This is a genomic window from Vibrio hepatarius (genome assembly GCF_018860525.1).
In the GTDB taxonomy this organism is placed as follows: domain Bacteria; phylum Pseudomonadota; class Gammaproteobacteria; order Enterobacterales; family Vibrionaceae; genus Vibrio; species Vibrio hepatarius_B.
The window spans coordinates 135,352-160,315 of the sequence record NZ_JAHKPM010000008.1 but is presented as its reverse complement, the minus strand read 5'-3'; the positions used below and the strand labels follow the sequence as shown (position 1 = coordinate 160,315).

General features: G+C 42.3%; 22 protein-coding genes and 2 tRNA genes. 9 read left to right on the top strand and 15 right to left on the bottom strand.

Going from position 1 to position 24,964, the window contains the following annotated elements; genetic code table 11:
- Positions 1-35 precede the first annotated feature (35 nt).
- Positions 36-1,985, top strand: a complete 1,950-nt coding sequence (locus KO511_RS02105) for a DNA topoisomerase III (protein WP_215985840.1) — start codon at positions 36-38, stop codon at positions 1,983-1,985.
- An 8-nt stretch (positions 1,986-1,993) separates the two neighbouring features.
- Here the strand turns inward: KO511_RS02105 and KO511_RS02100 are convergent, their stop codons facing one another.
- On the bottom strand, positions 1,994-2,674 hold the full coding sequence (locus KO511_RS02100) for an SDR family oxidoreductase (RefSeq protein WP_215985839.1): 681 nt from the start codon (positions 2,672-2,674) through the stop codon (positions 1,994-1,996).
- 159 nt (positions 2,675-2,833) lie between these two features.
- On the opposite strand from KO511_RS02100, the gene KO511_RS02095 reads away from it, so the two are divergent.
- Both KO511_RS02095 and KO511_RS02090 read left to right on the top strand, forming a co-directional pair.
- A complete protein-coding gene (locus KO511_RS02095) occupies positions 2,834-3,772 on the top strand; it encodes a histone deacetylase family protein (protein ID WP_215985927.1) in 939 nt (312 codons plus the stop codon).
- Positions 3,769-4,251 (top strand): NUDIX domain-containing protein, encoded by a 483-nt coding sequence (locus KO511_RS02090; protein ID WP_215985838.1) that lies wholly within the window; start codon positions 3,769-3,771, stop codon positions 4,249-4,251. The genes KO511_RS02095 and KO511_RS02090 overlap by 4 nt, the downstream gene beginning before the upstream one ends.
- A 171-nt stretch (positions 4,252-4,422) precedes the next feature.
- Here the strand turns inward: KO511_RS02090 and KO511_RS02085 are convergent, their stop codons facing one another.
- Entirely contained in the window at positions 4,423-4,737 is a 315-nt protein-coding gene (locus KO511_RS02085; protein WP_215985837.1) for a helix-turn-helix domain-containing protein, read from the bottom strand.
- 1 nt (position 4,738) lies between these two features.
- Positions 4,739-5,077 (bottom strand): type II toxin-antitoxin system RelE/ParE family toxin, encoded by a 339-nt coding sequence (locus tag KO511_RS02080; protein ID WP_215985836.1) that lies wholly within the window; start codon positions 5,075-5,077, stop codon positions 4,739-4,741.
- Positions 5,078-5,485: 408 nt separating this feature from the next.
- Between KO511_RS02080 and KO511_RS02075 the strand changes: the two genes are divergently transcribed.
- The gene (locus tag KO511_RS02075; RefSeq protein ID WP_215985835.1) at positions 5,486-6,220 is read left to right on the top strand and encodes a substrate-binding periplasmic protein; all 735 of its coding nucleotides are present in this window, start codon (positions 5,486-5,488) and stop codon (positions 6,218-6,220) included.
- A 58-nt stretch (positions 6,221-6,278) separates the two neighbouring features.
- Here KO511_RS02075 and KO511_RS02070 read toward each other — a convergent pair whose 3' ends face one another.
- The 8 genes from KO511_RS02070 to KO511_RS02040 all read right to left on the bottom strand — a co-directional run bounded on the left by KO511_RS02070 (position 6,279) and on the right by KO511_RS02040 (position 13,348).
- A complete protein-coding gene (locus tag KO511_RS02070) occupies positions 6,279-6,920 on the bottom strand; it encodes a hypothetical protein (RefSeq protein WP_252724210.1) in 642 nt (213 codons plus the stop codon).
- A gap of 108 nt (positions 6,921-7,028) precedes the next feature.
- Entirely contained in the window at positions 7,029-7,220 is a 192-nt protein-coding gene (locus tag KO511_RS22185) for a hypothetical protein (RefSeq protein ID WP_252724209.1), read from the bottom strand.
- Positions 7,221-7,468: 248 nt separating this feature from the next.
- Positions 7,469-7,559: transfer RNA gene (locus KO511_RS02065), tRNA-Ser, on the bottom strand.
- A gap of 162 nt (positions 7,560-7,721) precedes the next feature.
- The gene (locus KO511_RS02060) at positions 7,722-9,854 is read right to left on the bottom strand and encodes a TRAP transporter permease (RefSeq protein WP_215985834.1); all 2,133 of its coding nucleotides are present in this window, start codon (positions 9,852-9,854) and stop codon (positions 7,722-7,724) included.
- A 33-nt stretch (positions 9,855-9,887) separates the two neighbouring features.
- Positions 9,888-10,898 carry a TAXI family TRAP transporter solute-binding subunit gene (locus tag KO511_RS02055; protein WP_215985833.1) on the bottom strand — a complete coding sequence of 337 codons (1,011 nt, stop codon included), beginning with the start codon at positions 10,896-10,898 and terminating at the stop codon, positions 9,888-9,890.
- A 265-nt stretch (positions 10,899-11,163) separates the two neighbouring features.
- Positions 11,164-11,240: transfer RNA gene (locus KO511_RS02050), tRNA-Pro, on the bottom strand.
- A 53-nt stretch (positions 11,241-11,293) separates the two neighbouring features.
- Positions 11,294-13,096 carry a DUF3413 domain-containing protein gene (locus tag KO511_RS02045; RefSeq protein ID WP_215985832.1) on the bottom strand — a complete coding sequence of 601 codons (1,803 nt, stop codon included), beginning with the start codon at positions 13,094-13,096 and terminating at the stop codon, positions 11,294-11,296.
- A gap of 27 nt (positions 13,097-13,123) precedes the next feature.
- Positions 13,124-13,348 carry a YejL family protein gene (locus KO511_RS02040; protein WP_215985831.1) on the bottom strand — a complete coding sequence of 75 codons (225 nt, stop codon included), beginning with the start codon at positions 13,346-13,348 and terminating at the stop codon, positions 13,124-13,126.
- Between the two features lie 85 nt (positions 13,349-13,433).
- Between KO511_RS02040 and yejK the strand changes: the two genes are divergently transcribed.
- The 3 genes from yejK to KO511_RS02025 all read left to right on the top strand — a co-directional run bounded on the left by yejK (position 13,434) and on the right by KO511_RS02025 (position 16,286).
- Positions 13,434-14,438 (top strand): nucleoid-associated protein YejK, encoded by a 1,005-nt coding sequence (gene yejK, locus KO511_RS02035; protein ID WP_215985830.1) that lies wholly within the window; start codon positions 13,434-13,436, stop codon positions 14,436-14,438.
- Positions 14,439-14,626: 188 nt separating this feature from the next.
- Positions 14,627-14,794: a hypothetical protein gene (locus tag KO511_RS02030; protein WP_215985829.1), complete on the top strand. Its 168-nt coding sequence runs from the start codon at positions 14,627-14,629 to the stop codon at positions 14,792-14,794.
- A gap of 253 nt (positions 14,795-15,047) precedes the next feature.
- The gene (locus tag KO511_RS02025; protein WP_215985828.1) at positions 15,048-16,286 is read left to right on the top strand and encodes an Hpt domain-containing protein; all 1,239 of its coding nucleotides are present in this window, start codon (positions 15,048-15,050) and stop codon (positions 16,284-16,286) included.
- A 27-nt stretch (positions 16,287-16,313) separates the two neighbouring features.
- On the opposite strand, the gene KO511_RS02020 is transcribed toward KO511_RS02025, so the two are convergent.
- Positions 16,314-16,922 (bottom strand): class I SAM-dependent methyltransferase, encoded by a 609-nt coding sequence (locus tag KO511_RS02020; RefSeq protein WP_215985827.1) that lies wholly within the window; start codon positions 16,920-16,922, stop codon positions 16,314-16,316.
- A gap of 176 nt (positions 16,923-17,098) precedes the next feature.
- Positions 17,099-18,535, bottom strand: a complete 1,437-nt coding sequence (gene nhaC / locus KO511_RS02015) for a Na+/H+ antiporter NhaC (protein WP_215985826.1) — start codon at positions 18,533-18,535, stop codon at positions 17,099-17,101.
- A gap of 423 nt (positions 18,536-18,958) precedes the next feature.
- On the opposite strand from nhaC, the gene asd reads away from it, so the two are divergent.
- Complete coding sequence (gene asd / locus KO511_RS02010; RefSeq protein ID WP_215985825.1) at positions 18,959-20,089, top strand: aspartate-semialdehyde dehydrogenase; 1,131 nt, start codon at positions 18,959-18,961, stop codon at positions 20,087-20,089.
- Between the two features lie 49 nt (positions 20,090-20,138).
- On the opposite strand, the gene KO511_RS02005 is transcribed toward asd, so the two are convergent.
- Both KO511_RS02005 and KO511_RS02000 read right to left on the bottom strand, forming a co-directional pair.
- Entirely contained in the window at positions 20,139-20,975 is an 837-nt protein-coding gene (locus tag KO511_RS02005) for an ion transporter (protein ID WP_215985824.1), read from the bottom strand.
- 51 nt (positions 20,976-21,026) lie between these two features.
- Positions 21,027-21,665 carry a YchE family NAAT transporter gene (locus KO511_RS02000; RefSeq protein WP_171359849.1) on the bottom strand — a complete coding sequence of 213 codons (639 nt, stop codon included), beginning with the start codon at positions 21,663-21,665 and terminating at the stop codon, positions 21,027-21,029.
- A 584-nt stretch (positions 21,666-22,249) separates the two neighbouring features.
- On the opposite strand from KO511_RS02000, the gene adhE reads away from it, so the two are divergent.
- The gene (adhE, locus tag KO511_RS01995; RefSeq protein WP_215985823.1) at positions 22,250-24,943 is read left to right on the top strand and encodes a bifunctional acetaldehyde-CoA/alcohol dehydrogenase; all 2,694 of its coding nucleotides are present in this window, start codon (positions 22,250-22,252) and stop codon (positions 24,941-24,943) included.
- Positions 24,944-24,964: the final 21 nt, after the last annotated feature.

Genomic DNA, 24,964 nt, shown 5'->3' with positions numbered 1-24,964 from the left:
AATGTAGCCCTTATTTTATCTGGCGGATTATTACTATGTCGCGTCTGTTTATTGCTGAAAAACCTAGCCTTGGCCGCGCAATTGCGGCGGCACTTCCTAATCCGCAAAAAAAAGATCAAGGCTTTATTCGCTGTGGAAATGGCGATGTGGTGACTTGGTGTATTGGACATTTGCTTGAACAGGTTGAGCCTGATGCATACGATGACAGATACAAAAAGTGGAGTATGTCTGATCTGCCCATCGTTCCGCAGCAGTGGCAACTTAGGCCTAGGAAATCGGCTAGTAAACAGTTAACCGTTGTTAAAAAACTACTAAAAGATTTTTCGAATATTATTCATGCAGGCGATCCTGACCGCGAAGGCCAATTGCTGGTTGATGAAGTATTAGATTATTGCAAAGTAACTAAAGCTAAGCAGGCCAGTGCGCAACGCCTCTTAATTAGTGATCTCAACCTTCCTGCGGTTAAGCGTGCACTGAATCAGATGCGAAGTAATCAAGAGTTTATTCCGCTTTCTGTCTCTGCATTGGCGCGTTCAAGAGCAGATTGGCTTTATGGTATGAATATGTCTCGCGCTTATACTTTGCTTGGTCAGCAAGCTGGGTATCAGGGAGTTCTCTCGGTTGGGCGAGTTCAAACCCCAGTACTTGGCCTTGTCGTGCGTCGCGATGAAGAAATAGAAAACTTTGTACCTCGTGATTATTTCACATTGCACGCGCTGATCCCCTATCAAGATGGTGTGAGTCAATTTGATATACGTGCACGTTGGAAACCGAGTGAAGCCTGTCTTCCTTGGCAAGATGAAGAAGGCAGAGTGCTTAATCGAAAGCTGGTGGAGAATGTCGCTCACCGGATAATTAACCAAACCGCAAAAGTGGTTGAATCGGAACAAAAGCAAACCAAGCAAGCACCACCTTTACCGTATTCTTTGTCTGCTTTGCAAATTGATGCTGCAAAACGTTTTGGCTTGAGTGCGCAGCAAGTGCTTGATACTTGTCAGGCTTTATATGAAAAACACAAACTGATCACTTATCCTCGTTCTGACAGCCGCTATTTACCGGTAGAGCATTATGCCGAGGCAAGCAGTGTGTGTGATGCGATTAGCCAGAATGCAAAGGATCTCACTAGTGCAGTATCCGGAGCAAATTTAAGCCTTAAATCCAAAGCTTGGAATGATAAAAAAGTGGATGCTCACCACGCGATTATCCCAACGCCTAAAAAGGCCTCAGTGAATGCGTTATCTGCAAACGAGATGAAGGTTTATCAGCAAATTGCTCGCCAGTATCTTATGCAGTTCTATCCTGCGGCGGTGTATGCGGAAGCAAAACTGGTATTTGATATTGCGGGAGGCACTTTTGTTGCTAAGGGACGCCAGCTTGTCTCTGCCGGTTGGAAAGCCCTGTTGGGTAAAATTGATGAACAAGAGACAGGAGTGGACGCCGTACCGCCTCTGCCTCAAGGCAGCGTATTAACTTGCCGGGAAGGTGAAATTAAAGATAGAAAAACAGAGCCCCCCAAATATTTTACCGAAGCCAGTTTGCTGCAAGCGATGACAGGTATTGCCCGTTTTGTTGCTGACAAAGAATTAAAGAAAATTCTAAGAGAGACAGATGGTCTAGGAACAGAGGCGACCCGAGCCGGTATTCTAGACACTTTATTTAAACGCCAATTGTTAAAAAGGCAGGGTAAAACGATTGTTAGCTCTCCCGCAGGAAGAGGCTTAGTTCATGCTCTGCCTGCTGAATCAACCTATCCTGACATGACCGCCCACTGGGAGCATCAGTTGCAGGGAATGGCAGAAAGAAATCAAGCTTATCAGCCCTTTATGTCGGCGCTTCAAGGCCAAATTGATGGTTTGATGCAACAAATAAAATCACAACCTGTGCCTGAATCGCTACGACACCTGCCAAAAGTGGAACGGCCTGCATTTAAACGTAAGCGTGGCGGGCGCGCTAAATACAGCGGGAAAAAGCGCGCGGCCAGTTAGCTTGTTCTTTACCAAGGTAGAGATGTCCCGTCATAGTTAATAAACTCACCAGAATTGTCGATACTGGCAGAATCGATAACCTCGCTTAAGCCAGCAGCCGATGTGTCTGTTGAAATTAACGCATTTGGCCCGCCCATTTCAGTGAGTACCCAACCAGGATGTAGCGCTAGTACCGTGAAACCTTGGCTGGCGAGATCGTTACTTAAGCTCTTAACCACAGAATTGAGCGCAGCTTTAGAAGAACGGTAGATATAGCCACCACCGGAAGTATTATCACCCATGCTACCCATCTTAGAAGAGATACAGGCGATCTTTTTCAGCTTTCCCTGCTCAAGGTTAGGGTAGAGGGCTTCAACCAATTTCATTGGCGCTATGGTATTTATCTCCAATACTTTACGCCACTCTTCGATATCAGTGTGGCCAAATCCATATCCTTTCGGGCCATAGTATCCGGCATTGTTAATCAGAATATCGATCTCAGGTAACTGACTGGCGAGTGTTTGATACCGCGCGTAGTTTGTGACATCAAGTTGGTGGCAATATAAGTTGGATCCTTCGAGCTTAAATAGTTCGCTGGCATGACTTTGTGAGCGATAGGTCGCGTGAACTTGATAGTTTTTGGCAAGGTAATGTTTAACCAAACTCAAGCCTATACCTCGGTTTGCACCAGTAATAACCACTGTCGTCATGGGAAATCCTTATTAGTTAGGGAACGTTAAGCACGAAAGAAAAGACATTTTGCGTCTTGATATGAGCAAAAAACAATTTAAGCATGTTTTGCAATCAGGTGACAACTTGTTACCATGCGAAGCATCAAAATATGCGCAGATAGTTGCTCAAATACTCTTATGATTCCATTGATTTATCACCCCATTTATTCCGAGCTTCCTTTGCCAGATGGGCACAGGTATCCGATATATAAATATCGACTGCTTTATCAGGAAATAGTGAAAACGTGTCTGAAGGACAGTCAGTGGCAAAAGCAGTTTTGCTATCATGAGCCAGCGCCGTTATTAAGAAAAGAAGTAGAGCAGACTCATTGTGAACATTATATAGAGCAACTATTTTCTGGTACGTTGCCCATTTCGCCCATGCGGCGAATCGGATTTCCTTGGAGTGAGCGTCTGATTGAGCGCACATTAACGTCTGCTGGAGGGACTTGCTTGACCGCAGAGCTTGCCTTGGAGCACGGCATTGCTATTCACTTAAGTGGAGGCTATCACCATGCGCATTATGATTTTGGCAGCGGCTTTTGTTTGCTCAATGATTTGGTCTTGGCTGCAAAGCGGGCACTAAATCATGAGGATATCGATAAAGTCCTTATCGTTGATAGTGATGTTCACCATGGTGATGGTACGGCAACTCTATGTAAAGATGATGACTCGATTGTCACGCTTTCTTTTCATTGTGATAAGAACTTCCCGGCCAGAAAGCCTGCTTCAGATATGGATATCGCCTTGTCTCGTGATACCACTGACGATGAGTTTCTCAGCACTTTTGATTCTGTAGTGGAAATGGCCATCAACCTCCATCAGCCCGATCTCATTTTGTATGATGCGGGTGTGGATATACACCGAGATGATGAGCTAGGCTATTTTAACATCAGCACTGAGGCGATTTTTGTGCGCGATAAACGTATGTTCCAGATAGCGAAGCAAAGATCGTTGCCCATTGCATGTGTAGTTGGTGGCGGATATCGTAGCGATCACAGTGAACTGGTTCCTATCCATATGCAGCTATTGCATGCCGCTTTTGAAGTTTATGCTAAGCGTGAAGGAGAGTTATGAAACAAAGAATAAGAGCAGCAGGCATTCTTATCGACAATCACTCGATACTGCTGTTAAAAGTCAAAGACTTCACTGGTGAATACTGGGTTCCACCTGGCGGAGGGTTGGAAGAAGGTGACAGAAGCTCAAAAGCGTGTTTAGTCAGAGAGTTTAAAGAAGAAGCCGGCTTAGAAATAGATGTGGGCGATCTTGTGTGTGTGCGTGAGTTTTTAGAAACTCAGAAAAACCGCTACCACTGTGAGCTGTTTTACCATGTCAAAAGTTATCGCGGCGAGCCCCACCTTAATAACCTTGTTGGGCTAAATGATGAGCATTACATTCAAAAGGTCGCGTGGGTGCCTTTGTCTGAACTTGCCGAAAAACGCATATACCCCAAAGAACTTAAGCACAAGCTACTCGAACTTATCGACAACCAAGAATTTTCTACCCACTTAGGCAGTTATGTTCAGGGTGAACAAGAAGAGGTTAATTATTTGTAAGTTATCTATCAATAAAAGTTTTTGACGCTTACTCATGCAAATTGATTACAAGTGTCTAAGTTAATTGACTTAGACATAATGCTTAAGGTTACTTATAGAAACTCAATATGGTGACATTCTGTTCTCTGATTTAAACACAAAATTGGACAGGTTTGAGGTGTCGGGTGTTATTCACAACGCCATTTCGATGTGCTCACCATTAGGCATAGTCGCCTGAATAGTCGTGTGATGTCCTCCACACGCGGCAATATAGCGCTCAACCGTCTCTACCTTCAAGTTGAGTCCGTTCGACTCCATGCTTGAAATAGTTGGCTGAGTAACACCCATTTTCTTCGCTACATCACCTTGTGTTAGCCCTAGGTGTTCACGAAGTTGAGCCAGTTGCATTCCAAGTAGAATGTCCTTTGCTCTGTGCTTCGCTTTATCAAGCGCTTCAGGTGACATAAGCTCATCTAATTCCGCTAAAGTGCCTGTTTTGCTAGTCATGTTACTCTCCTTTCAAGTGGTCGCGGTATTCCTTATCTGCGATCTTGATCTGTTCATCGTAAAAACGTTTCTTATTTGACTTATCCCCTCCACAAAGAAGGATACCAGTTCGATTGGGGTCAAAAGCAAAGAATATCCTTATCGGATTTCCCTTACTTTGAACAACTAATTCTTTCATATTTGGATATTTTGATCCGTTTATCTTGCCAACACGAGGTCGTTGCAAGTTTGGACCGTACTCCTTTAGAACATCGATACAGGCTCTAACCTCTATCTTGTCGGCTTCATCTAATCCAGAGAACCACTCTTTGAAGGTTTCCCTCGGTTTTATATCATACATGGAAATTAGTTACTCTTGTTGGGGTAGAGTATAGATTATTATCTATATAGATTGCAATCTATATAGATAATAGTGTTGGGTCAGATCTTGATTTTTGCTAAACATTAGTTTTCTTTAGCAAATCTACCTAACAATCTTTTCTAAAACTTAGGTTGGCAGCTCAAAATAGGGCATTTTCGATGTAAAAATGGCAGTGTATCGATAAGATTGCTGCCTTGTAATCCACTTTACGAATGTGAAGTTAGCTAGGAGAAGTGTTATCAATCGTTCAGAGTCTAAATTGCCTCTCCTCATACTATTGCTAACGCAAGTGCCAATTGTCGCCTTTTCCTGCTAATTATATAAGTTTGACCACTAGTTAGTTCATCTACTATTACTTGTCTATTGAGGGAATCAAAGTGATAGCACATGGATCTTATAAAGAAACTATTTTTAGGGGCAGTAGGACTGATTATTTGTTCATCTAGTGTACACGCAGATGAATACATCTTTGCTTCATTAGCAAACCATCCTGAACAGACGATCAGCGCCAACATTATGACTGAAATATATGGTCAACTTGGTTACTATATAGAGGTTAAGCCTTTACCTGGATTGAGAGCTCAAAGTTCTGCAAATTCAGGCAAGGTAGCCGGTGAAGTTGCTCGTATCTGGGAGTATGGCGATCAAACACCCAATGTTATTCGTGTTCCCACAGCCTATTATTTTCTTAAAACGGTAGGTTACGCTCTGAGCAACAGTGGAATAAAGGTAAACAATAAGGAAGAGTTAAGCCAATACAAAGTGGTTATTATTCGAGGGGTTAAGCATACCGCTGGAATCACTCGAGACATGAAAAAGAGCAGTATTGAAATTGTGGATAGCCCAGAGGCTATGATTCAATCTGTGTCTAATGGGCAAGCGCAAATTGCACTAACAAACCCTCTACTTGGCAGCATACTTGTTAAACAATTAGGTGAGAATAAGATGGAGCTAGTTGGCCCTTCTCTTGCTCAGCTCGGACTCTATCATTATATCCACAAAGATCATGCTGAACTGGTTCCGATCATTAACAAAAAAATTATTGAGCTAAGAGACAGTGGTGAACTGGATACCATGATAGCTAAATATGAAGCTGAGGTGCTTAGCAATTGGCCAGAGTGATCTTGCGCTAATGTAGACGGTAAAAAAGCCCCAGTCGAAGGCTAGGGCTTAAATGGAGCTATGCGCGTTTATTAAAGTTTAGTAAGCCAGCTCTGCTTTGGTCTCTGACATTTATCTTTCCAAGTACTTTGCACTTTGAGTCTAAATCTCTGATGCAACGTGAGTATTCGGCTTTAAGCTCATTCGGAACAAGTCTGTATCCGCCTTTTACGTAATCACCCACAATCTCAGCTGCGATATCACTAGCCATATTGTCAATATCTGAACGTTGGAATACTAGTCCAAAATCGATCGGATGGACGGTACCTTGTTCATCGACAACAAAATTATTGCTTTTGGCATCTCCTATCATAAATCCTTTGCTATGCATGTCGGAAATGGTAGCTTTTACTTGATCATTTGTTGGTGATTTACCTTCTTTAAAGGGCATTTGCAGATGATGTTCTCCAAGCAAGCGGGCCTCAGAATAAGAGCTTCCACTTTTCTTGTGCCATTGGTTACATGTGTTGAGCTCGTGATCTATTTGAGCTTTAGACGCCCCAGTAACTTCTTTGATCACATTACTACCATCGCGATACACGTTACCGCGACTACCTTTGCCGAGGAACACATAGTTAGACTTATCAAATGACTCTGATTTAGAGGTGGTCTCAGTTATGGATGAAGCAACAGCTTTTGAAGCGGTATCGTTTTTTAACAAACTAGGGAGGCCATGCTGGCTTAATTGGCGCTCTCTTTTGTTTATTTTATCCTGTGTCTTTTCAATTGACTTATCAACAAGTCGAATCTTTGTCGCATTGCTTTTTGGTTAGTCAGATAAAAGTTGGCTCTTTCTTTCTTCAAGCTTCTCAAGTTTTTCATCATCGCGAACGTGTTTAACACGAATAATCTCTTTCGCAAGCTCTGTTTTACCTAACTTGAATGCATAAGATGATGAAGCTTTTTCAAAGTTTCCATTTTTCACTTGGATCATATGGTTAGCTTTGGTGAACACATTCATAGATATTCTCTACTGATTTAAGGGTCTATAGATATCATTATCTTTACGAGTGTGTTGGTGTCATGAGATTATTTATGAAAATACCTGTTAATCTATACCACTTTATAAATCATTGAATTTAATTTATTTTTAAATATGGCTAATGATTTTTAGCTGAGGGTATAAGAATAGTTTTCATATTATCAGCGGTGGGGGTATTTATGGTAGAAAACAAAAAAGCCCCAGTCTTTCGACTAGGGCTTAGAATGTGGCGGAGAGATAGGGATTTGAACCCTAGATACGCTATTAACGTATGCCGGTTTTCAAGACCGGTGCTTTCAACCACTCAGCCATCTCTCCGTTGTTGAAGCGCATAATATAGAGGTTAGAATTTGTTGTAAACCCCTAATTTTATTGAATGCTTCATTTATGAGCAGATCTTACTACCATTGGCTAATTTATTACCTAATTAGGCCCGTTTCGATGTGAAAAAGTGCAGCTAAAGTGCTGCACTTTATGTGTTTATGGAGAGGTACTCGGCGTTAGAGATAGCGCTGTATGTTTTTGATGACTGTAAACGACCAAGCCAACTAATATTGTGGCACTAATCAGTTTTATGATTAGTGCCACTTGAGGCCAAACCAGCACTAAGCCAATTATTGTAAGAATCAGTCGATGTATAACCTTAATCTGCCCCTCTAGGTAGCCTTCTAGAGCGCCAACAAAAGCGTAAGTACCGAGTACCGCGAATACGCCAGCTTCAATCACAGAGATAAGGCCCCAACTGACGATGTTTGTATAGGCAATCAGCAGTGGCACTAGGTATAAACCTTTGGCAATCTTCCAAGCGGTAAAGCCAGTTCGCATCGGAGGGGTGTGGGCAATGGTGGCAGCTGCAAAGGCTGTTAAACACACAGGTGGCGTGACATTACTGTCTTGTGATAGCCAGAAAATGATCAGGTGGGCAGAAAGTAGTGCCAGTGTGATGGTTTCAATACCTAGACTTTGCTCATATAAGGTTGGCATAAAGTCGGTAGGGATCTGAGCAAGCAGGCTTTGAGCGGTTTCAAGTGACATTGGACCGCTGAGTAAGCTAACGCTATCAGGAGTGCTAAGCATAAAGATTGCGCTTGCTTGCTGGGGAAGTTGCCCAGTCATCATTAACTCAATAAGCTGCTTTTCAGCCAGCAATTGGTATAGGGCGGGTGCAGAGAGTGTACCGAGCACAATATAAGATGCCGTAACGGGTAGACCCATACCTAAGATCAGGGAGGCTAACGCGATAAGAACTATCATTAGGAACAACTCTCCGTTTGCCCATTGTTGAATCATCAATGAAAACGTATTGCCTATTCCTGTGGTACTAATAACGTTGACGACTAAACCAATCCCAATCAACAATATAGCAGTGGTTGCCATATTTTTTGCCCCTTGAGCGAGCGCTTCCAATATCGCTTTTGGTCCCATTTTATGATGCTTTGAAAACCAAGATGAAACAATGACTGACAAAATGGCCAATCCTGCTGCATAGGTAGGTGTAAAACCTTGGATAAGCAGCGCGACTAAAACCGCTAAGGGGATCAGATTATGCCAACCTGAGACGAGCACTTGCATCAAAGACTGATTGTCTGAGGCCGCTTTTTGCACGCCGCTGCGTTTGGCTTCTATCCGCACAAAAAAAGCCACTGAACAAAAATAAATCACGGCGGGAAGAAGAGACAGTAGAATAATGTCGGCGTAGGGCACTTGGGTGTATGAGGCTATGATAAATGCGCCTGCCCCCATTACTGGTGGCATAAGCTGCCCGCCTGTTGAGGCAGCGGCTTCTACGCCTGCGGAAAATCGGGCGGGAAAGCCGGCTTTTTTCATCAGCGGAATGGTAATGACGCCAGTAGAAACTGTGTTGGCGACGCTTGAGCCAGATACGGACCCCATTAAACTTGAACCTAACACAGCAACAAAACCTGGACCGCCAATGATTTTTCCAGCTGCCGCTTTAGCCACGGCAATAATATAGTCACCGACGCCAGAGCGGACCAAAAAAGCGCCAAACAAGATGAACATGAACACAAAGGACCAACTGATGCGGGAAATTGGACCAAACATGCCCTCTGATGAGTAAAAGCTGCGATAGAGCAAGGTCTCAGCGCTGAGCCCCGGAAAATGGAATAAGCCTGATGCCCATTGCCCCCACCACACCACATAGCTTAAACATAAGACGATCAGCACAGGGATAAACCACCCCATAGTGCGACGTACAAGTTCCACTACAATTGCGATCGCTAGCAGCGAGAATACCCAGTCACTGGTGACAAAATGCATGCCTCTTTCATAGAGCGCGTCCTCCGCAAAAGGCAGATAAAGCACGCAGCTAGCGATAGCCAATATAAGGATGACATCAAATGATAGTGCGGCTTTACTGTGCTTGAGAGAGGAATGAGCAGGGTAGAGCAGCGTGCATATTATCGCAAAACCACCGAAGTGAATTGCCGAGATCCACAGCTCAGGTAAGCTGGCTGTGAGATTGAACCAAATGTGTAGCAAAGATAGCAGCACGCAAAATAGTGTGATGCACTTACCCGCTATAGGTAAATGATTACGGGTAGAGAGTTCAAATTTTTGCAGCTCTTGCTGCATCGAATTATTGTCGTTCATATTCGCCTCGCTCGGGTTTGATTACGCACAGGTTTAGCGAATAGTAAGATCAGGAGAAAGTTCTATCCCCATTTCTCGATAGTAACGGGCAGCGCCAGGATGCAAGGGAATAGGTAAGCCTGATGCGCCCCTTTCTAGCGCCATCACTTTGGTCGCTTTATGAATACCTTGTAAGAAAGAGAGGTTTTCATAAATGGCTTTAGTCAGTTGATAAACATCTTCTTCTGATACATCTTCTCGTACGGCAAGAAAATTAGGCTGGGCGATGGTCGTGATGACGTGGTCAACACCTGGGTAGGTATTAGCTGGAATGTCGTATTTCGACCAGATATTGTACTGCTGATTGGTTTGTTTGATTTGTTCGTCGGTAAAAGACAATATCTTTATCTCATTACCCAAAGCAGCAAAAGCTTGAGTCACAGCGCTGACGGGTACCCCTGCTGGGGTATTCATACCATCAATGGTGCCGTTTTGCAGCGCACTGGCACTTCCACCATAGCCCATGTACGCAAGATTAAACTTCTCGGGATTGATGGCTAGACTACGCATGATCTGTCTGCCTGAATTTTCAGTTCCTGAGCTTTTTTTGCCAATGGAGAACTTTTTATCTTTTAACTTTTCAAGATCGGCCATTGTACCTGTTGAGGCAAGATCGGATCGAACAATAAAGTGTTCAACGTTTTGCCAAAGCATTGAAACTGAGCGTAATTGTTTTTGGCTCCCTGTACGCTCATAAGGTCCTTTTCCTTGCCAAGCCCATGCGCCATAAAGCCCTTGTAAAATAGCAAACTGAGCTTGATTATCGTTAAGTAGTTTGATGTTTTCCCCTGATCCTGCTGAGCTAATGGCGGCCAGTGAGAAATGTTGCTTTGGGGCCAGTTTGATTTTGCTTAATGTCGCCAGTGCAACGCCAACGGGGTAATAGGTCCCTCCAGTTGACGCAGTCGCGAGAATGTAGCTACGGTCATTAGCAAAAGTGTGCTGAGTGGTACCCAGTAATCCAATGGCTAGTACTGCTGTTTTCAGTAAGTGTTTTAATATCATGATCATGCTCCATATGATTATCATTTTCGAAAAATGGACGAGGGAATAGCAAATATTTTCGAGCCTTTCTGTGCCACTAAAAAATGGGCGAAGGGTTGGGCCTAGTTATTTCCGCGAATAATCATTGGGATATATAAGGTAAGTTAATCGCCACTCGCATTTCTTCTCGTGGGAGTGATATTTACCTTAACTTTGAAGAAAAGCAATTAGGATCATTAATTTAGATGGCAAAAAAGAGAGCCGAAGCTCTCTTTTTCTAGGTGTATGGTCGGACTGAGAGGATTTGAACCTCCGACCCCCGACACCCCATGACGGTGCGCTACCAAGCTGCGCTACAGTCCGATGGAAGTAATGTACCTATTTTTTATCTTTAGGTCAAATACTAAGATAACGACTTAGTTACTTTTCGCATAAAAACGCTGTAACTCGGTTAAACCCTGCATTAATACAGGCAAAGTAGGGTTTTTATCTTGTAAACGTTGGTAGTTTCCATCATATAGTTTGTAGTTACCAAACTTATCTATCACTGTTGTATCTTTGTTGGTTATTAGGGCTAGCTCTCTAGTCCCTCCTGCAAGAATCCACTTTCTGGGGCTTTCATCGAATAAATTTTGTCCACTACTAAAATCAGAAGGATTTGATGACACGCCTAACAAGTCCTGCAACAAGGTGACGGACAAATCAAGGTGGCTAGTTCTATGGTCATAAGTGGCAGGTACTTTGCCAGGCCAATGAATAACCATAGGGACTTGAAGTTGATAACGGCTGTAATTGCTATTAGAACCCCAGCTGTTGGTCTTTGTTTCGTTAAATTCAGTACCATGATTGGATGTCAAAATGACGACGGTAGACTCGCTAATCCCAAGCTCTTCAATCTTTTTAAACAGTACACCAAGCTCTTCATCTGCATGATTAACAGAGGTGTTATACCCATTTTGAAGCTTATCCAACGTTGAGTGATTGCCTTTGGTATCATATGAACTGAAATCATCAACGGTTGTCAGTTCAATAAAGCTAAACCATGGATTTTTCTTACGTTGTGCAACCCAATCAGCCCAAGCATTGATGGCCTGAGTGTCTGGGGAAGAGGCATCATTGAACGCAATTCCAGTGAAGTTCAGTCCTCGGAAAATGGTTTCGCCATACAGGTTATCACCAAAGTTGTCGCCACTGAAGAGGCCGAAACTGTAGTCTTTTTCTAGCAAAGTATCGAGGATAATGGGACGAGAACCTTGCATTTTTATACTACTGATATAGCTACTTGGCAGACCATAGAAAAGACCAAATACGCCGAACGTATCGTTACTTGAACTGTAGTGGTTGGTAAAAGTCAGGTTCTGCGATGCAAAATTTGCTGCATTGGGCATCCACTCTGATGTCAATACATCGCTGCGCAAATTGTTGACGCTTACTATTAGAATATTGAGAGAATTAACTCTACGGCTAAATTCAAGTTTTTCTAGTGGGTAGCGAACTAATTCTGAATGCGCTTGGCTTTCCTTTAAGCGTTGAAGGTATTCCTCTCTGTCAAGTAATCCATGCCGTTCCATAAAGGATTTAGCTGTCATTGGATATGAGAGAGGGAAGTTGGCTTTTTGGGCAGTGATCGGATTATAGAAATAAGCATCAGCCCAGACATAAATGAGATGACCAGCAATAAAACTGACGAAAAATAGCGCGGCTATTGGTCTACCTACATGTTTGTGAGAAAGGCGACGCTGTTTTCTCCATACCCATTCAGATAAAGCAATCTGCAAGAGGAAGATCAGCGGTAACACGACAAATAGGTGTTGCAAATCAATGTTTATCGAACTGCCTTCTTCATTAAGTAATACCTCCCAGACTACGGGTGTAAGGTGGAGGTTAATTTTTTGATAGGCTTGCGTATCAATGAGTAATACTGTCAGGCCTACAGTGGCAAAACAAACTGCGATCAATCGAAATAGTTTTCGAGACGGTATTAAAAATGTCAGTGGAAATAGAACGAGCAGATAGAGCGCAAATACAAGGAAGCCAAAGTGGCCGACCCAAGATATCGCGAGATAAAATTGGCCGAGTAGTGTCTCAGGCCAAGGGGATTCTGTGATATAACGGGTGCCAATTAGCATGGCGGCTATGATATTGAAGAAGGCAAACCAGTGCCCCCAACCTACTAGACGCGAAACGCGTTCGCCGTATGTGTTTCCGTTATCTACCATGTGTTGTTCTATTGTCCGTTGGTTATTCTAGTGAGTGTTTTCTTCAATAGAAGACAACAGTGCCTGAGCAAATTTTTCAGCAAGTGCTTTCCGTTGTGAAGTATTAACGTTTTGATTTAAGACATTGGTGGCGATATTACCTGCAATCATCAAAGATAACTCAGGTCCTGCTCCATGTTTGTCTAGAACAGCAGCTACCTCTGATAAGATAGTTTCTACTGTGTTATCGCTGTATTTAGATGTGATCGGCATAAAGACTCTAGTGGTGATAGTAAAGCGACTTATGATAACCTACAATGCCTCGCAACTGAAACCTACACGACGATAAAAATTCATCATGAGCCTTCATCTTTCAAATGTAATCTTGCATCAGCTACGAAAAAACGACTCCGACGAGCTTATTGTTAACTTTAGAACCGAATGTCTTGCAAATGATGCATCAACTGAAAACTTGGTGGCTGAGCTTCACAGAGTGTTCAATTCTAAAGCTGGCAAAGGGTTTGGTTCTTTTAAGTCTGACAGTGAATTTCAGATCTGGTTGCATGAACTTCGCAAAGGTGAAAGAAACTTTTATGATTTTTCTCAGTTTAGTGCCAATCGTCTCAAAAATGAGCTAAGCAAATACCCTTTTGCTGATGAAGGTATTTTGGTGATTGCAGAATACCAGTCTTTGGCGACAGATTATTTATTTGTTGCCATTGTACCATCGAATCAGAGTCTCAAAGTGACCGAAGGTCTTGATATTAGTGCGACCGATTATTTGGATTTGAGTAAAATGGATATAGCGGCGCGTATTGACTTGACCAGCTATGAAACAGATAAAGACTCTAATCGATACCTTGCTTATATTAAAGGGCGTGTCGGTAGAAAAGTCTCGGACTTCTTTTTAGACTTTTTGCAGGCAGAAGTGGGGCTGGATTCTAAACAGCAAAATCAGGTGTTAATACAGGCGGTTGAAGACTTTTGTACCGATTCGAAACTCGAAAAAGACGACGCTATTAGTTACAAGAAACAAGTGGCTGATTATTGTAATGAACAAATCAAAATGGGTGATGAAGTTCAGGTTAGAGAACTGTCTGGAGAATTGCCTCCAACTGATGATGGCACCAGCTTTTTAGATTTCACCCAAAATCAAGGCTATGAGCTAGAAGATAGTTTCCCTGGCGATCGTACAGCAGTTCGAAAGCTGACTAAATACGTTGGGGCCGGAGGCGGACTAAATATGAGCTTTGATAGTATGTTACTAGGTGAACGCATTTTTTACGACCCACAAACAGATACCTTAACTATCAAAGGAACGCCGCCGAATTTACGTGACCAATTAACCAGAAATCAAGGTTAAGAGTTGTAAAAGAAGCTCGCTGCATTCTTGTTTAACAACCTAGCTGAAAAAGGGATCTGAAAAAGGCTGATGTAGCTCAAAGGTTTTGCCATGCCTTACATATACTGGCAGGCAAAGTTACTCAGCCTATTTTACGGCTAGCACAAATTCGCTAGGATTTTCGGTATACCTTATGTTCAGTAATTTCTTTGTGCCGTGCAGGAGATATATTCGACGAGCTGCAAGAAGCTGGAATCGAAGGCTTTGTATCTATCCCAGAGGTGAAAGGAGCAATAGAGTTTCATCAAGTTCGCTTTCGCTGTGCCCCTGACTTTCCGGAACGGTCAAAAACTCAATTTGCTCATCAAAGCAGGTGAGTTTGTAGGTATGACAGGACGAACCTCCATCAGTATTCCACCTCGTTTATTGACATTAGCGTATGACATCAGGTAATGCTGGGTAAGCCAATCCCTTATAAACTTAAGAAAAGACATTTATATTGGCGGTTAAATACCTTGAACTCTATGATGAAAATCGGACTAGGTCGAAGAAATCACGACTTTGGCCTACTATTCTTGCCCATTGCGTATATGCTTGTAATTATGCAATTTATTCGAAGAAGAGCAGGATATGGAAGGCAAGATGATCAAGCTGGTTTGGTTGGTTATGGTGATCTGGGTACTGGGTATGATGACATTGATGTTTGCGTATCGATCTAGTGTTGTAACGATGAACCAGGTTAGTGAACTGAGCAACAGTATTGATGAACTTAAGTATTCTATGTTCGAAGAGCCATCCTATCGGGTGAATCAGACAGATGATCAAGCGCTAAAACTACAATTGATCCATGCTTTGAGATTACAAATGTCTGCGACTTATGAACAAAATTGGTTGACGCTTGACATGGGGCAACTGCTTTATACTACGGACCGTTTTGTTGAGCAGATGCAGACGTTTTTAGATAATGAACTTGAGCTAGTCGCTTTAGTTGATCAGATACAAACCTTGCGTACCACATATCAAAAAGACAGCAAATTGGCAGGTTATTATGCTCAGCTAGGTACTAATGTTCTGGCGGCTCTGTTCAGCTCTAATCAGTCAAACCCGCAAGTGTTTCGTGAACTTGATCAGATTTACGCCCAATCAGAAAAACTGCCAGTTTTGCAGAAAAAACATTTACAGCATTTGTTATCTAAAACATCGGCACTTTTGGGTAGTTATGCCCAGGGGAATTATGCAATTGAAAAAATCATGAACAACTCAATATATTCTCAGATCGCGTTAGTAGAAAGTGATTTTCATGCTCAGCAAAATCAGTTTGTATTGAGTGGGCTTGTGCTGAGTGGTTTGTGCTTGTTGGCTATGCTGGGTGTTAGTTACCGTATTCCTGTAGGGAAATCAGAGGGTACTCAATTAGAGTATGAGCAAGAGGAGCCTGAAGAAGTTGAAGAACACATTATTGAAAGCCAAGAAATGGAATCCATAAGCGAGAGTGAGACAGTGCCAGTAATAAATGATGAAAAAGCAATTGATGAACCTGAGATTGATTTAGAAGCTATGTTAGAGTCACTTGGCGGTGACCATGAATCCGTGTGTATGTTATTGCAAGTATTTGTTGATGATCATACCGGAGATGCAGAAAAAATTGCAGATCTGCTGCATAGCTCGCCTGAAGAAGCATTACGTAAAGCCCATAGCCTTAAAGGTGTGGGTGGGAACTTAGGGGCACCTAAACTTCGTGAGGCTGCAGGTAAAGTTGAGCAAGCGATTAAGGATGGTACGGGTTCAGTCAGTGAGCTTCTTGATGAACTTAAGATACGACTTGATAAGGCGATTGATGAAGCTCAAGCATTTCTAAACCAGCAATAAAATGGTGAGTAATATTTATGAATGTTACTAAGGTGTTTTCTTTAGGACTATAGTGAAGTCGTTAGCAGAATAATCATCAATAACAATCACGTTGGGTGTTAGAGTCTTACAATACTCCGTTACAGTGTCTTTATTATAAGGCTGGAGTAGCTTAGGCTGGTTAAAACTTTTGCTATTTAATAGATTAAAAATGACGGCTTCTTTAGCGGCGTTGTACATGCGGCCAATCATGAGTTCTAAATAATCAGGCTGGCTCGATCGGTAGTTTAATGAGCCGCTGGCGATGATAATATCCATCTTAGGTAATCTTACACGGCTAATGTCTGCATATTGAAATCGACACTGTGTTGATCCTATTCGCGCTTTTGCCTGTCGTAAAAAAGACCAATGTTGGTCCATGCCTAAATAAAAACCTAAGTGTTTACTTTCGCTAAGATAGTCATAAAGTTCACCTAATCCACAGCCTAAATCAAGTACATGTTTATTTGAAAAGTCGACGCCATTGGCTATCGCTTTAAAGCGTATTTTTTGCTCTTCTAAACTAGACCAACCCTGCATTTTATGGCTTAGTCCATACCAATTCTGACTTCGGTTTCTGTGGAAAAAATAAATCTTTAAGCGATCGATAACATGCATAGCGGCCCTGTCTGAGTATCAGAACGAAGTAATGATTATGTGTTGTTTATACCAACAGCACTCTGTAAGCCTATATCAAGTAGGTAGATGATTGAAACTATTTGGGAATATAAGTGGGGAAAGTTGATCTGAAGTACCAGGTAAGCGTGATAAATGCGCTTACCTGGTTGATGAATTTAAACGCTTTGTTTCGTTAACTCGACATTGTCATCGATATGATTTTCGTTTGCTGTAGGCTCACATTTATCAACAAACCAGCCCATGTAAGAGGTGAATATAGTCACTAAGATACACACGAAGCTTAGCCACATGAAAGGTGCATAAGATAAGGTTGCGACGCCAAGGATACTTGCCATGTAAATGCCATTATCACTCCAAGGCACCATACCAGAAGTTAGTGTGCCGCCAAACTCTGCATTTCGAGATAAGTTTTTGCGTTTGTAGCCTAAGCGGTCATAGTTCTTGGCACAAATCTTTGGTGTGAGAATCAATGATACATACATGGCTGAACCAAATACGTTTCCTAGGAAGGCTGTCCCTATTGTGCTGGTTGCCAAAGAACCTGCACTCTGTACACGACGTTCAAATAGCTTAGCGATCGTCTCTAATACGCCGACTTTATCAAGTAATCCACCAAATCCTAAACCAAATACGATTACGGCTACAGAGCCTAGCATGGATGACATCCCGCCTCGATTTAGGATGGAATCAATAAAACTGACCCCAGATTCGATATGAAATGGTGCCCAAGCGGTATTGAAAGCTTGTAGGAAATCCACATCCTGAATCATAACAGCCCAAATGATGCCGAGCAGAGAGCCAAAGCTAATTACTGGGAATGAAGGCATGCGCATAGCCAATAAACCAAGGACAATAGCAACGGGTACAAAAGAATATGGGGTAATGTAAAACTGATTGTCCATCGCATCAATAACAGACTGAACTTGAGTCATGTCGACATTGCCAGCGTAATGGAAGCCAAACACAGTGAACATGATCCCAGTAATAATATAGCTGATAAGAGCGATTGGTAGCATTCCTTTGATATGCTCCATCACTTCAACGTTAGACATGGATGAAGCCAAGATCACCGAGTCTGATAGTGGTGACATCTTGTCACCAAAATAACAGCCTGATAATACCGCACCTGCTGTAATAGGGGCAGGGACGCCCAAACCCTGACCGATACCCATCATGGCAATGCCTGCCGTACCTGCTGCACCCCAAGATGTGCCTGTTGCCAATGCTGTTAGCGAACAAATTACCATGGTCGCTAATAGAAAAATAGAAGGGTGAATAGCGTTAAGACCGTAGTAAATAATCGTCGGTACAATACCACCTGAAATCCAGGTGCCGACAAGAGCACCAACAGCGAGTAGAATTAATACTGCTCCAAGACCGTTAGAAATGCCATTGAGTGCTGCTTTTTCCAAATCTTTATATTGATGGCCGAGCCTTACGCCAAGCATCATAATAATGAACCAGCCTATATAGAGCGCCAACTGAATGGGCAAATCTAATTGGGCAGTGAATGAAAAAGCCATCAGCAAGAATAGACCTAATGCAATGACCACTTGCATTAGATTTGGTAAGCGGGGGTTGAGTTGCGTCATGCAGAACCTCTTATATGTGTTTTGTCTCGCATACCCCACAGAGTTATTCATGGAATATATTGAGAGTACTTACTCATTTTTAGTAGGCAGGCACTTTACATTAGCTAGAATAATATTTCGAACAAATACTATCTTGATGTGATTTAAATCTATCGAACTATTTATGTTTGGTTAAAAATATTGAATTTCGTTATTGTTTTTATTATCAAATGTAAATAAATTGTTTTTTAAATGGTGTTTTTAAGTTAACTTTCTGGTTGCTGTGCTCAAAGTCTTAAATGAAATCTTGCGAACTTTTTCGCAGCAATTTACAAAGTCAGAAAAATAGACAGAAATAAATCAATTTTCTCTTGAGATTTTGCGTGGAAAATTGAAATATTGGATGATCCCCTTTATTAAATATTACACACGGAGAGTTGAGAAATGAGAGTAGGTTTAGTCGGTTGGCGTGGCATGGTGGGTTCAGTACTTATGCAACGCATGGTTGAAGAAAAAGATTTTGACCATATTGAGCCGGTATTTTACAGCACATCTCAAGTGGGTATTCCAGCTCCTGTGTTTTCTGACGGTCAAGTTGGAGGAGAGGAAGGTTTACTGCAAAATGCCTATGACATTGAAAGTTTAAAGCAGCTTGATGCAGTTTTGACATGTCAAGGTGGTAGCTATACAGAGAAAGTTTACCCTGAGTTACGTAAAGCGGGCTGGAAAGGGTATTGGATTGATGCTGCTTCAACATTACGCATGGCGTCAGATTCGATCATTACTTTAGATCCAGTGAATCACTCGCAGATTCAACGAGGTATTCACCAAGGTACTAACACCTTTGTTGGTGGTAACTGTACTGTAAGTCTGATGTTGATGGGCCTAGGCGGCCTATTTGAAAAAGGCTTGGTTGAGTGGACGAGTGCCATGACATATCAAGCTGCTTCTGGCGCTGGTGCACAAAATATGCGCGAGCTAATTTCTCAGATGGGCAATATCAATGATTCAGTAAGTTCAACGTTGGCTAATCCTTCAAGCTCTATTCTCGATATTGATAAGCAAGTTGCTGACATTATGCGCTGTGACTCTTTCCCGACGGATAAGTTCGGTGTGCCATTAGCTGGTTCTCTTATTCCTTGGATTGACGTTAAACGTGATAACGGCCAAAGCAAAGAAGAATGGAAAGCAGGTGTTGAAGCGAACAAAATTTTAGGTTTCCAAGAGTCTCCTGTGCCTATTGATGGTACTTGTGTTCGTATTGGTGCGATGCGTTGTCATTCACAGGCACTGACCATTAAGCTTAAGCAAAATGTGCCAATGGATGAGATTGAGGAAATGATAGCTACTCATAATGATTGGGTTAAAGTAGTGCCAAATGAACGGGATATTACGGCCCAAGAGCTGACCCCTGCGAAAGTGACAGGAACCTTGTCTGTTCCTGTGGGCAGATTACGCAAGATGGCAATGGGTGATGATTTTTTAAATGCGTTTACTGTAGGTGACCAACTACTATGGGGAGCAGCAGAACCTTTGAGACGTACACTAAGAATTATTTTGGCAGAGAAAGCCTAATTACTCTTAAATCCTATTGGGGCTGATACTATATCAGCCCTTTTTTGCTTTATTGTTTGACTATCCGCTTGTCTGGCTCAGCCAGCTCACCGCCACAATGTTTACAGTGCATAGCATCAGAGTCATGTCCTGCTCGATTACAATTTGGGCACTTAACTAATTCTTTATGTGAATTCATCTCTCTATTTAACTCGGCAGTAATAATGCCTGTTGGTACTGCAAGAATGGAATAGCCCAGTAGCATGGTCAGTGAGGCAAGCGCTTTGCCTAAATGTGTTTGAGGTACGATATCACCATAGCCAACGGTAGTAATAGTGACGATCGCCCAATAAATACTTTTGGGTATGCTTGTAAAACCATTACTCGGCCCTTCAATGATAAATATTAATGAGCCGAAAATAGTGACGAGTATCCCTACCGTACTGAAAAAAATCAATATCTTTCTGCGTGCCATCAATAATGAACGCAATAAAATATTTGAGTCTTGTAGATAGCGTACTAATTTGAGTACGCGGAAAATCCGCATGACTCGGAGCAGGCGAATAACGCCCATGATTGAGGCCCCGGGGAAGAAAAATGCCAGATAAGTAGGCAAAATTGCCAGAAGGTCAATGACTCCGTAAAAGCTTTTCGCATAAGCAGCAGGTTTGGGAGAACAATACAATCTAAGTAGATATTCTATGCTAAACAGAGCTGTAAAGGCATACTCTAAGTATCGAAGTTCGGTTTTCCATTGCAAGGCAATACTTGGTATCGACTCAAGTACAAGCACTGCTAAAGAGGAAAAAATAGCAATGATTAGAGTGATATCAAATGCTCGCCCAGCTTTGGTGTGCGTGCCAAAAATGATGATATATAAATAGTGCTTTAAAGTATGACGCGGCATATGAAAAAAACCTTTTAATCAGTAGCGCCAATCATACCTTTATCCGTTTGCTCAAGCCAACCCAGGGAATAGATTTCGTAATCCATTGGCGATAAATTCGATCCCCAAGGCGCCAAGTATTAGTCCCATAATTCGGGTGATAACGTTGATCCCTGTTTGTCCCAAAAACCGAACAATCAGTGGTGCAGAGCGAAACAGTAGCCATGAACAAAAGCAAAATAACCCAACAGTTATGCTGATACCCACAGTGTCGAGGGTAGTAGGGTAGCGAGCACCATAAACAATGGTTGAGCTGATAGCACCAGGTCCAGCCATAAGAGGCATCGCCAGTGGGACGACACCAATTTGTTCGCGGCTAACGTATTCTGATTTTTCTTGTTTGTTCTGCTTATCTTCACCTAATTTACCGCTCATCATTGAAAACGCAATACTAAGTAAAAGTAATCCACCGGCAACACGAAATGAATCTAATGAAATACTAAACATATCGAGCAGAAGTTGGCCTGCCAATAGTGAAATAATCAGTATAATCGCCACTGCTAGGTTCGCTGTAGTGGCTGTTTTATGTTTTTCTTCTGCTGTCATGTGGCCTGTCAGAGAAACAAAAACAGGCATTATGCCGACAGGGTTTACCGCTGCGACTAAGCCAAGAAAAAACTGTAAAAAAATTGCGAATTCGAATGTTTGCATTATCTACGCCTAAAAATGAAAAAGTCTACTATCTATAACATGCTGAATATAGTTGAAATTTAAGTGAGTCACGAGTGAAAAAATCTAATTATTGGCAAAAATATTGACCGGCATGCTTTTAAGTTACTTTTGATGGCAAGTCCTTTATAGCAAGGTTAATAATTAGTACCACTTTGTTCTAAAATTGTACAATTCAATGGCTTTGCATCACTCAAAAAGCTCCAACTAGTAGCACGATATTAGTGACTTACATGTAATTAATGAGTTTGAAACTGAAATTTTTTTACAACAAAACTGCTGGAAATCAGCTAGGTAAATTATATTCTACATTATTTATAAACTTTTCCGCATAAGTTAACACTCTATAAACGTATGGTTTTTCAAGTTTTTTAGCCCTTCTCAGTCAGTCAGTCATCAAATAGTATTTCCGAACTGATCTGGGTCAATCTTTTTCACCACCTGAAAGAATATAATCAGTCGTGAAAGCTATTTACTAAGAGATGCCGGTGGATTCAAGCAGTAAGTCTACGATGGGTCTTGTTAATAAATAGTTTTTACAATTTGTTAATTTTAGGAGATTCCCTATGCCTGTCACTAATATGACTGAACTGGATGCAATGGTCGCACGCGTTAAAAAAGCGCAGCAAGAGTTCGCAACCTACTCTCAGGAACAAGTCGACAAGATTTTTCGAGCTGCCTCTTTGGCTGCAAACCAAGCACGTATTCCGCTGGCTCAGCAAGCAGTTGAAGAATCGGGTATGGGTATCGTTGAAGATAAAGTGATCAAAAACCATTTTGCTTCTGAGTTTATCTACAACAAATACAAAGATGAAAAAACCTGTGGCATCCTAGATCAAGATGACAATCTTGGCACTATGACGATTGCTGAACCGGTAGGGATTATCTGTGGTATTGTGCCGACAACTAACCCGACATCTACCGCAATATTCAAATCTCTTATTTCTCTCAAGACTCGTAACGGCATCATATTTTCACCTCACCCACGTGCGAAAAACTCAACCAATGATGCGGCAAAACTAGTTTTAGCCGCAGCTGTTGCAGCTGGTGCACCCAAAGATATCATCGGTTGGATTGATCAACCATCAGTTGAGCTTTCAAATGGCCTAATGAAGCATGATGACATTGCGCTTATTCTCGCAACGGGTGGTCCAGGTATGGTGAAAGCCGCGTACTCTTCTGGTAAACCGGCAATCGGGGTTGGTGCCGGTAATGTTCCAGTTGTTATTGATGAAACGGCAGACATTAAGCGCGCGGTTGCTTCTATCTTAATGTCTAAAACATTTGACAACGGCGTTGTATGTGCGTCAGAACAAGCGGCAATTGTCGTTGATCAAGTATATGACGAAGTAAAAGCACGTTTTGCTTCTCACAAAGCATATGTTCTTACTGCAACTGAGGCTGAGAAAGTTCGTGGCGTTCTTCTTATTGAAGGTGCATTGAACGCCAAAATTGTTGGCCAGCCAGCCCCCGCGATTGCTGAAATGGCAGGTATTTCTGTTCCAGAAGATACCAAAGTGCTTGTTGGTGAAGGCCTTTCTAGAGTTTCTTATGACGATGCCTTTGCACATGAAAAGCTCTCTCCAACCTTAGGCTTATTCCGTGCTGATAACTTTGAAGATGCGGTTGCTCAGGCAGTTACTATGGTGGAAATTGGCGGTATTGGTCATACATCTGGTTTATACACCAACCAAGATACTAATGCTGATCGTATTCGTTACTTTGGTGACAAGCTTAAAACTGCGCGAATTTTGATTAATATTCCAACCACGCACGGTGGTATTGGCGATCTCTACAACTTCAACGTTGCGCCTTCTTTAACGCTAGGCTGTGGTTCTTGGGGTGGTAACTCTATTTCTGAGAACGTAGGTCCTAAGCACCTAATCAACAAGAAAACTGTAGCGAAGCGAGCTGAAAATATGTTGTGGCATAAACTCCCTAAGTCTATTTATTTCCGTCGCGGTAGCCTTCCAATTGCACTGGGTGATTTAGAGGGCAAAAAACGTGCTTTCCTAGTGACTGACCGTTTCTTATTTAACAATGGCTACGCGGACGATGTGGTTAGCTTACTTAAAGCTCAAGGTATGGAAGTGCAAACTTTCTTCGATGTGGAAGCTGATCCTACGTTGTCTGTTGTAGAAAAAGGTGCGGAAGCAATGAAGAGCTTCCAGCCTGATACTATCATTGCTCTTGGTGGTGGCTCACCTATGGATGCAGCGAAAATCATGTGGGTTATGTACGAGCATCCGGATACACACTTTGAGGAACTGGCGATGCGCTTTATGGATATTCGCAAGCGTATTTATAAATTCCCTAAAATGGGCCAGAAAGCAGAGCTTGTTTGTATTACCACGACTTCTGGTACAGGTTCAGAAGTCACTCCATTTGCAGTGGTGACTGATGACAAAACAGGTGCTAAGTATCCACTAGCAGATTATGAGATCACACCCAACATGGCTATCGTTGATGCGAATCTAGTGATGGATATGCCTAAGTCGCTCACTGCATTTGGTGGTTATGATGCAGTGACTCACGCTTTGGAAGCGTATGTCTCAGTGTTAGCTAATGAATACTCTGATGGTCAAGCTCTACAAGCACTTAAGATGCTTAAGGAATATCTGCCATCGAGCTATGCAAATGGTGCCAATGACCCAATTGCACGTGAGAAAGTACATAATGCGGCAACCATCGCGGGCATTGCTTTTGCTAACGCCTTCCTAGGTGTTTGTCACTCAATGGCGCATAAGATTGGTGCTGAGTTCCATTTGCCGCATGGCTTGGCTAATGCATTATTGATTTCTAACGTGGTACGTTACAACGCAAATGATAATCCAACTAAGCAAACGGCGTTCTCTCAATATGATCGTCCACAAGCACGCCGCCGCTATGCAGAAGTTGCTGATCACCTAGGTTTAAGTCAAGAGGGTGACCGTACTGCTCAAAAGATAGAGCGTTTGCTGGCATGGTTGGATGAGCTAAAAGTTGCTCTTGATATTCCTATGTCTATTCAAGCCGCGGGCGTTACAGAAGCGGATTTTGTAGCCAAACTTGATGAGCTAGCAGTTGAAGCGTTTGATGATCAATGCACTGGGGCCAACCCTCGTTACCCATTGATCAGCGAGCTTAAAGCGGTATTGCTCGATTCATATTACGGTAAGGCTTTTGTCGAAGGTGATACTTTTGAAGGCACTACTGTGATTAAGAAAAAAGCTGATCAAAAAGTTGCACCCAAGGCGAAAAAAACCAAAGCCAACGCATAGTCGGTATGTGTTATGAGGTAT

Excerpts from the sequence above, each read along its gene's own strand:
- asd (WP_215985825.1), top strand. The coding sequence starts at position 18,959 with ATGAGAGTAGGTTTAGTCGGTTGGCGTGGCATGGTGGGTTCAGTACTT.
- KO511_RS02040 (WP_215985831.1), bottom strand. The coding sequence starts at position 13,348 with ATGCCGATCACATCTAAATACAGCGATAACACAGTAGAAACTATCTTA.
- KO511_RS22185 (WP_252724209.1), bottom strand. The coding sequence starts at position 7,220 with ATGAATGTGTTCACCAAAGCTAACCATATGATCCAAGTGAAAAATGGA.
- KO511_RS02100 (WP_215985839.1), bottom strand. The coding sequence starts at position 2,674 with ATGACGACAGTGGTTATTACTGGTGCAAACCGAGGTATAGGCTTGAGT.
- KO511_RS02060 (WP_215985834.1), bottom strand. The coding sequence starts at position 9,854 with ATGAACGACAATAATTCGATGCAGCAAGAGCTGCAAAAATTTGAACTC.
- KO511_RS02005 (WP_215985824.1), bottom strand. The coding sequence starts at position 20,975 with ATGCCGCGTCATACTTTAAAGCACTATTTATATATCATCATTTTTGGC.
- KO511_RS02085 (WP_215985837.1), bottom strand. The coding sequence starts at position 4,737 with ATGACTAGCAAAACAGGCACTTTAGCGGAATTAGATGAGCTTATGTCA.
- nhaC (WP_215985826.1), bottom strand. The coding sequence starts at position 18,535 with ATGACGCAACTCAACCCCCGCTTACCAAATCTAATGCAAGTGGTCATT.
- KO511_RS02020 (WP_215985827.1), bottom strand. The coding sequence starts at position 16,922 with ATGCATGTTATCGATCGCTTAAAGATTTATTTTTTCCACAGAAACCGA.
- KO511_RS02075 (WP_215985835.1), top strand. The coding sequence starts at position 5,486 with ATGGATCTTATAAAGAAACTATTTTTAGGGGCAGTAGGACTGATTATT.
- KO511_RS02055 (WP_215985833.1), bottom strand. The coding sequence starts at position 10,898 with ATGATATTAAAACACTTACTGAAAACAGCAGTACTAGCCATTGGATTA.
- KO511_RS02090 (WP_215985838.1), top strand. The coding sequence starts at position 3,769 with ATGAAACAAAGAATAAGAGCAGCAGGCATTCTTATCGACAATCACTCG.
- KO511_RS02025 (WP_215985828.1), top strand. The coding sequence starts at position 15,048 with ATGGAAGGCAAGATGATCAAGCTGGTTTGGTTGGTTATGGTGATCTGG.
- adhE (WP_215985823.1), top strand. The coding sequence starts at position 22,250 with ATGCCTGTCACTAATATGACTGAACTGGATGCAATGGTCGCACGCGTT.
- KO511_RS02080 (WP_215985836.1), bottom strand. The coding sequence starts at position 5,077 with ATGTATGATATAAAACCGAGGGAAACCTTCAAAGAGTGGTTCTCTGGA.
- KO511_RS02045 (WP_215985832.1), bottom strand. The coding sequence starts at position 13,096 with ATGGTAGATAACGGAAACACATACGGCGAACGCGTTTCGCGTCTAGTA.
- yejK (WP_215985830.1), top strand. The coding sequence starts at position 13,434 with ATGAGCCTTCATCTTTCAAATGTAATCTTGCATCAGCTACGAAAAAAC.
- KO511_RS02095 (WP_215985927.1), top strand. The coding sequence starts at position 2,834 with ATGATTCCATTGATTTATCACCCCATTTATTCCGAGCTTCCTTTGCCA.
- KO511_RS02105 (WP_215985840.1), top strand. The coding sequence starts at position 36 with ATGTCGCGTCTGTTTATTGCTGAAAAACCTAGCCTTGGCCGCGCAATT.
- KO511_RS02000 (WP_171359849.1), bottom strand. The coding sequence starts at position 21,665 with ATGCAAACATTCGAATTCGCAATTTTTTTACAGTTTTTTCTTGGCTTA.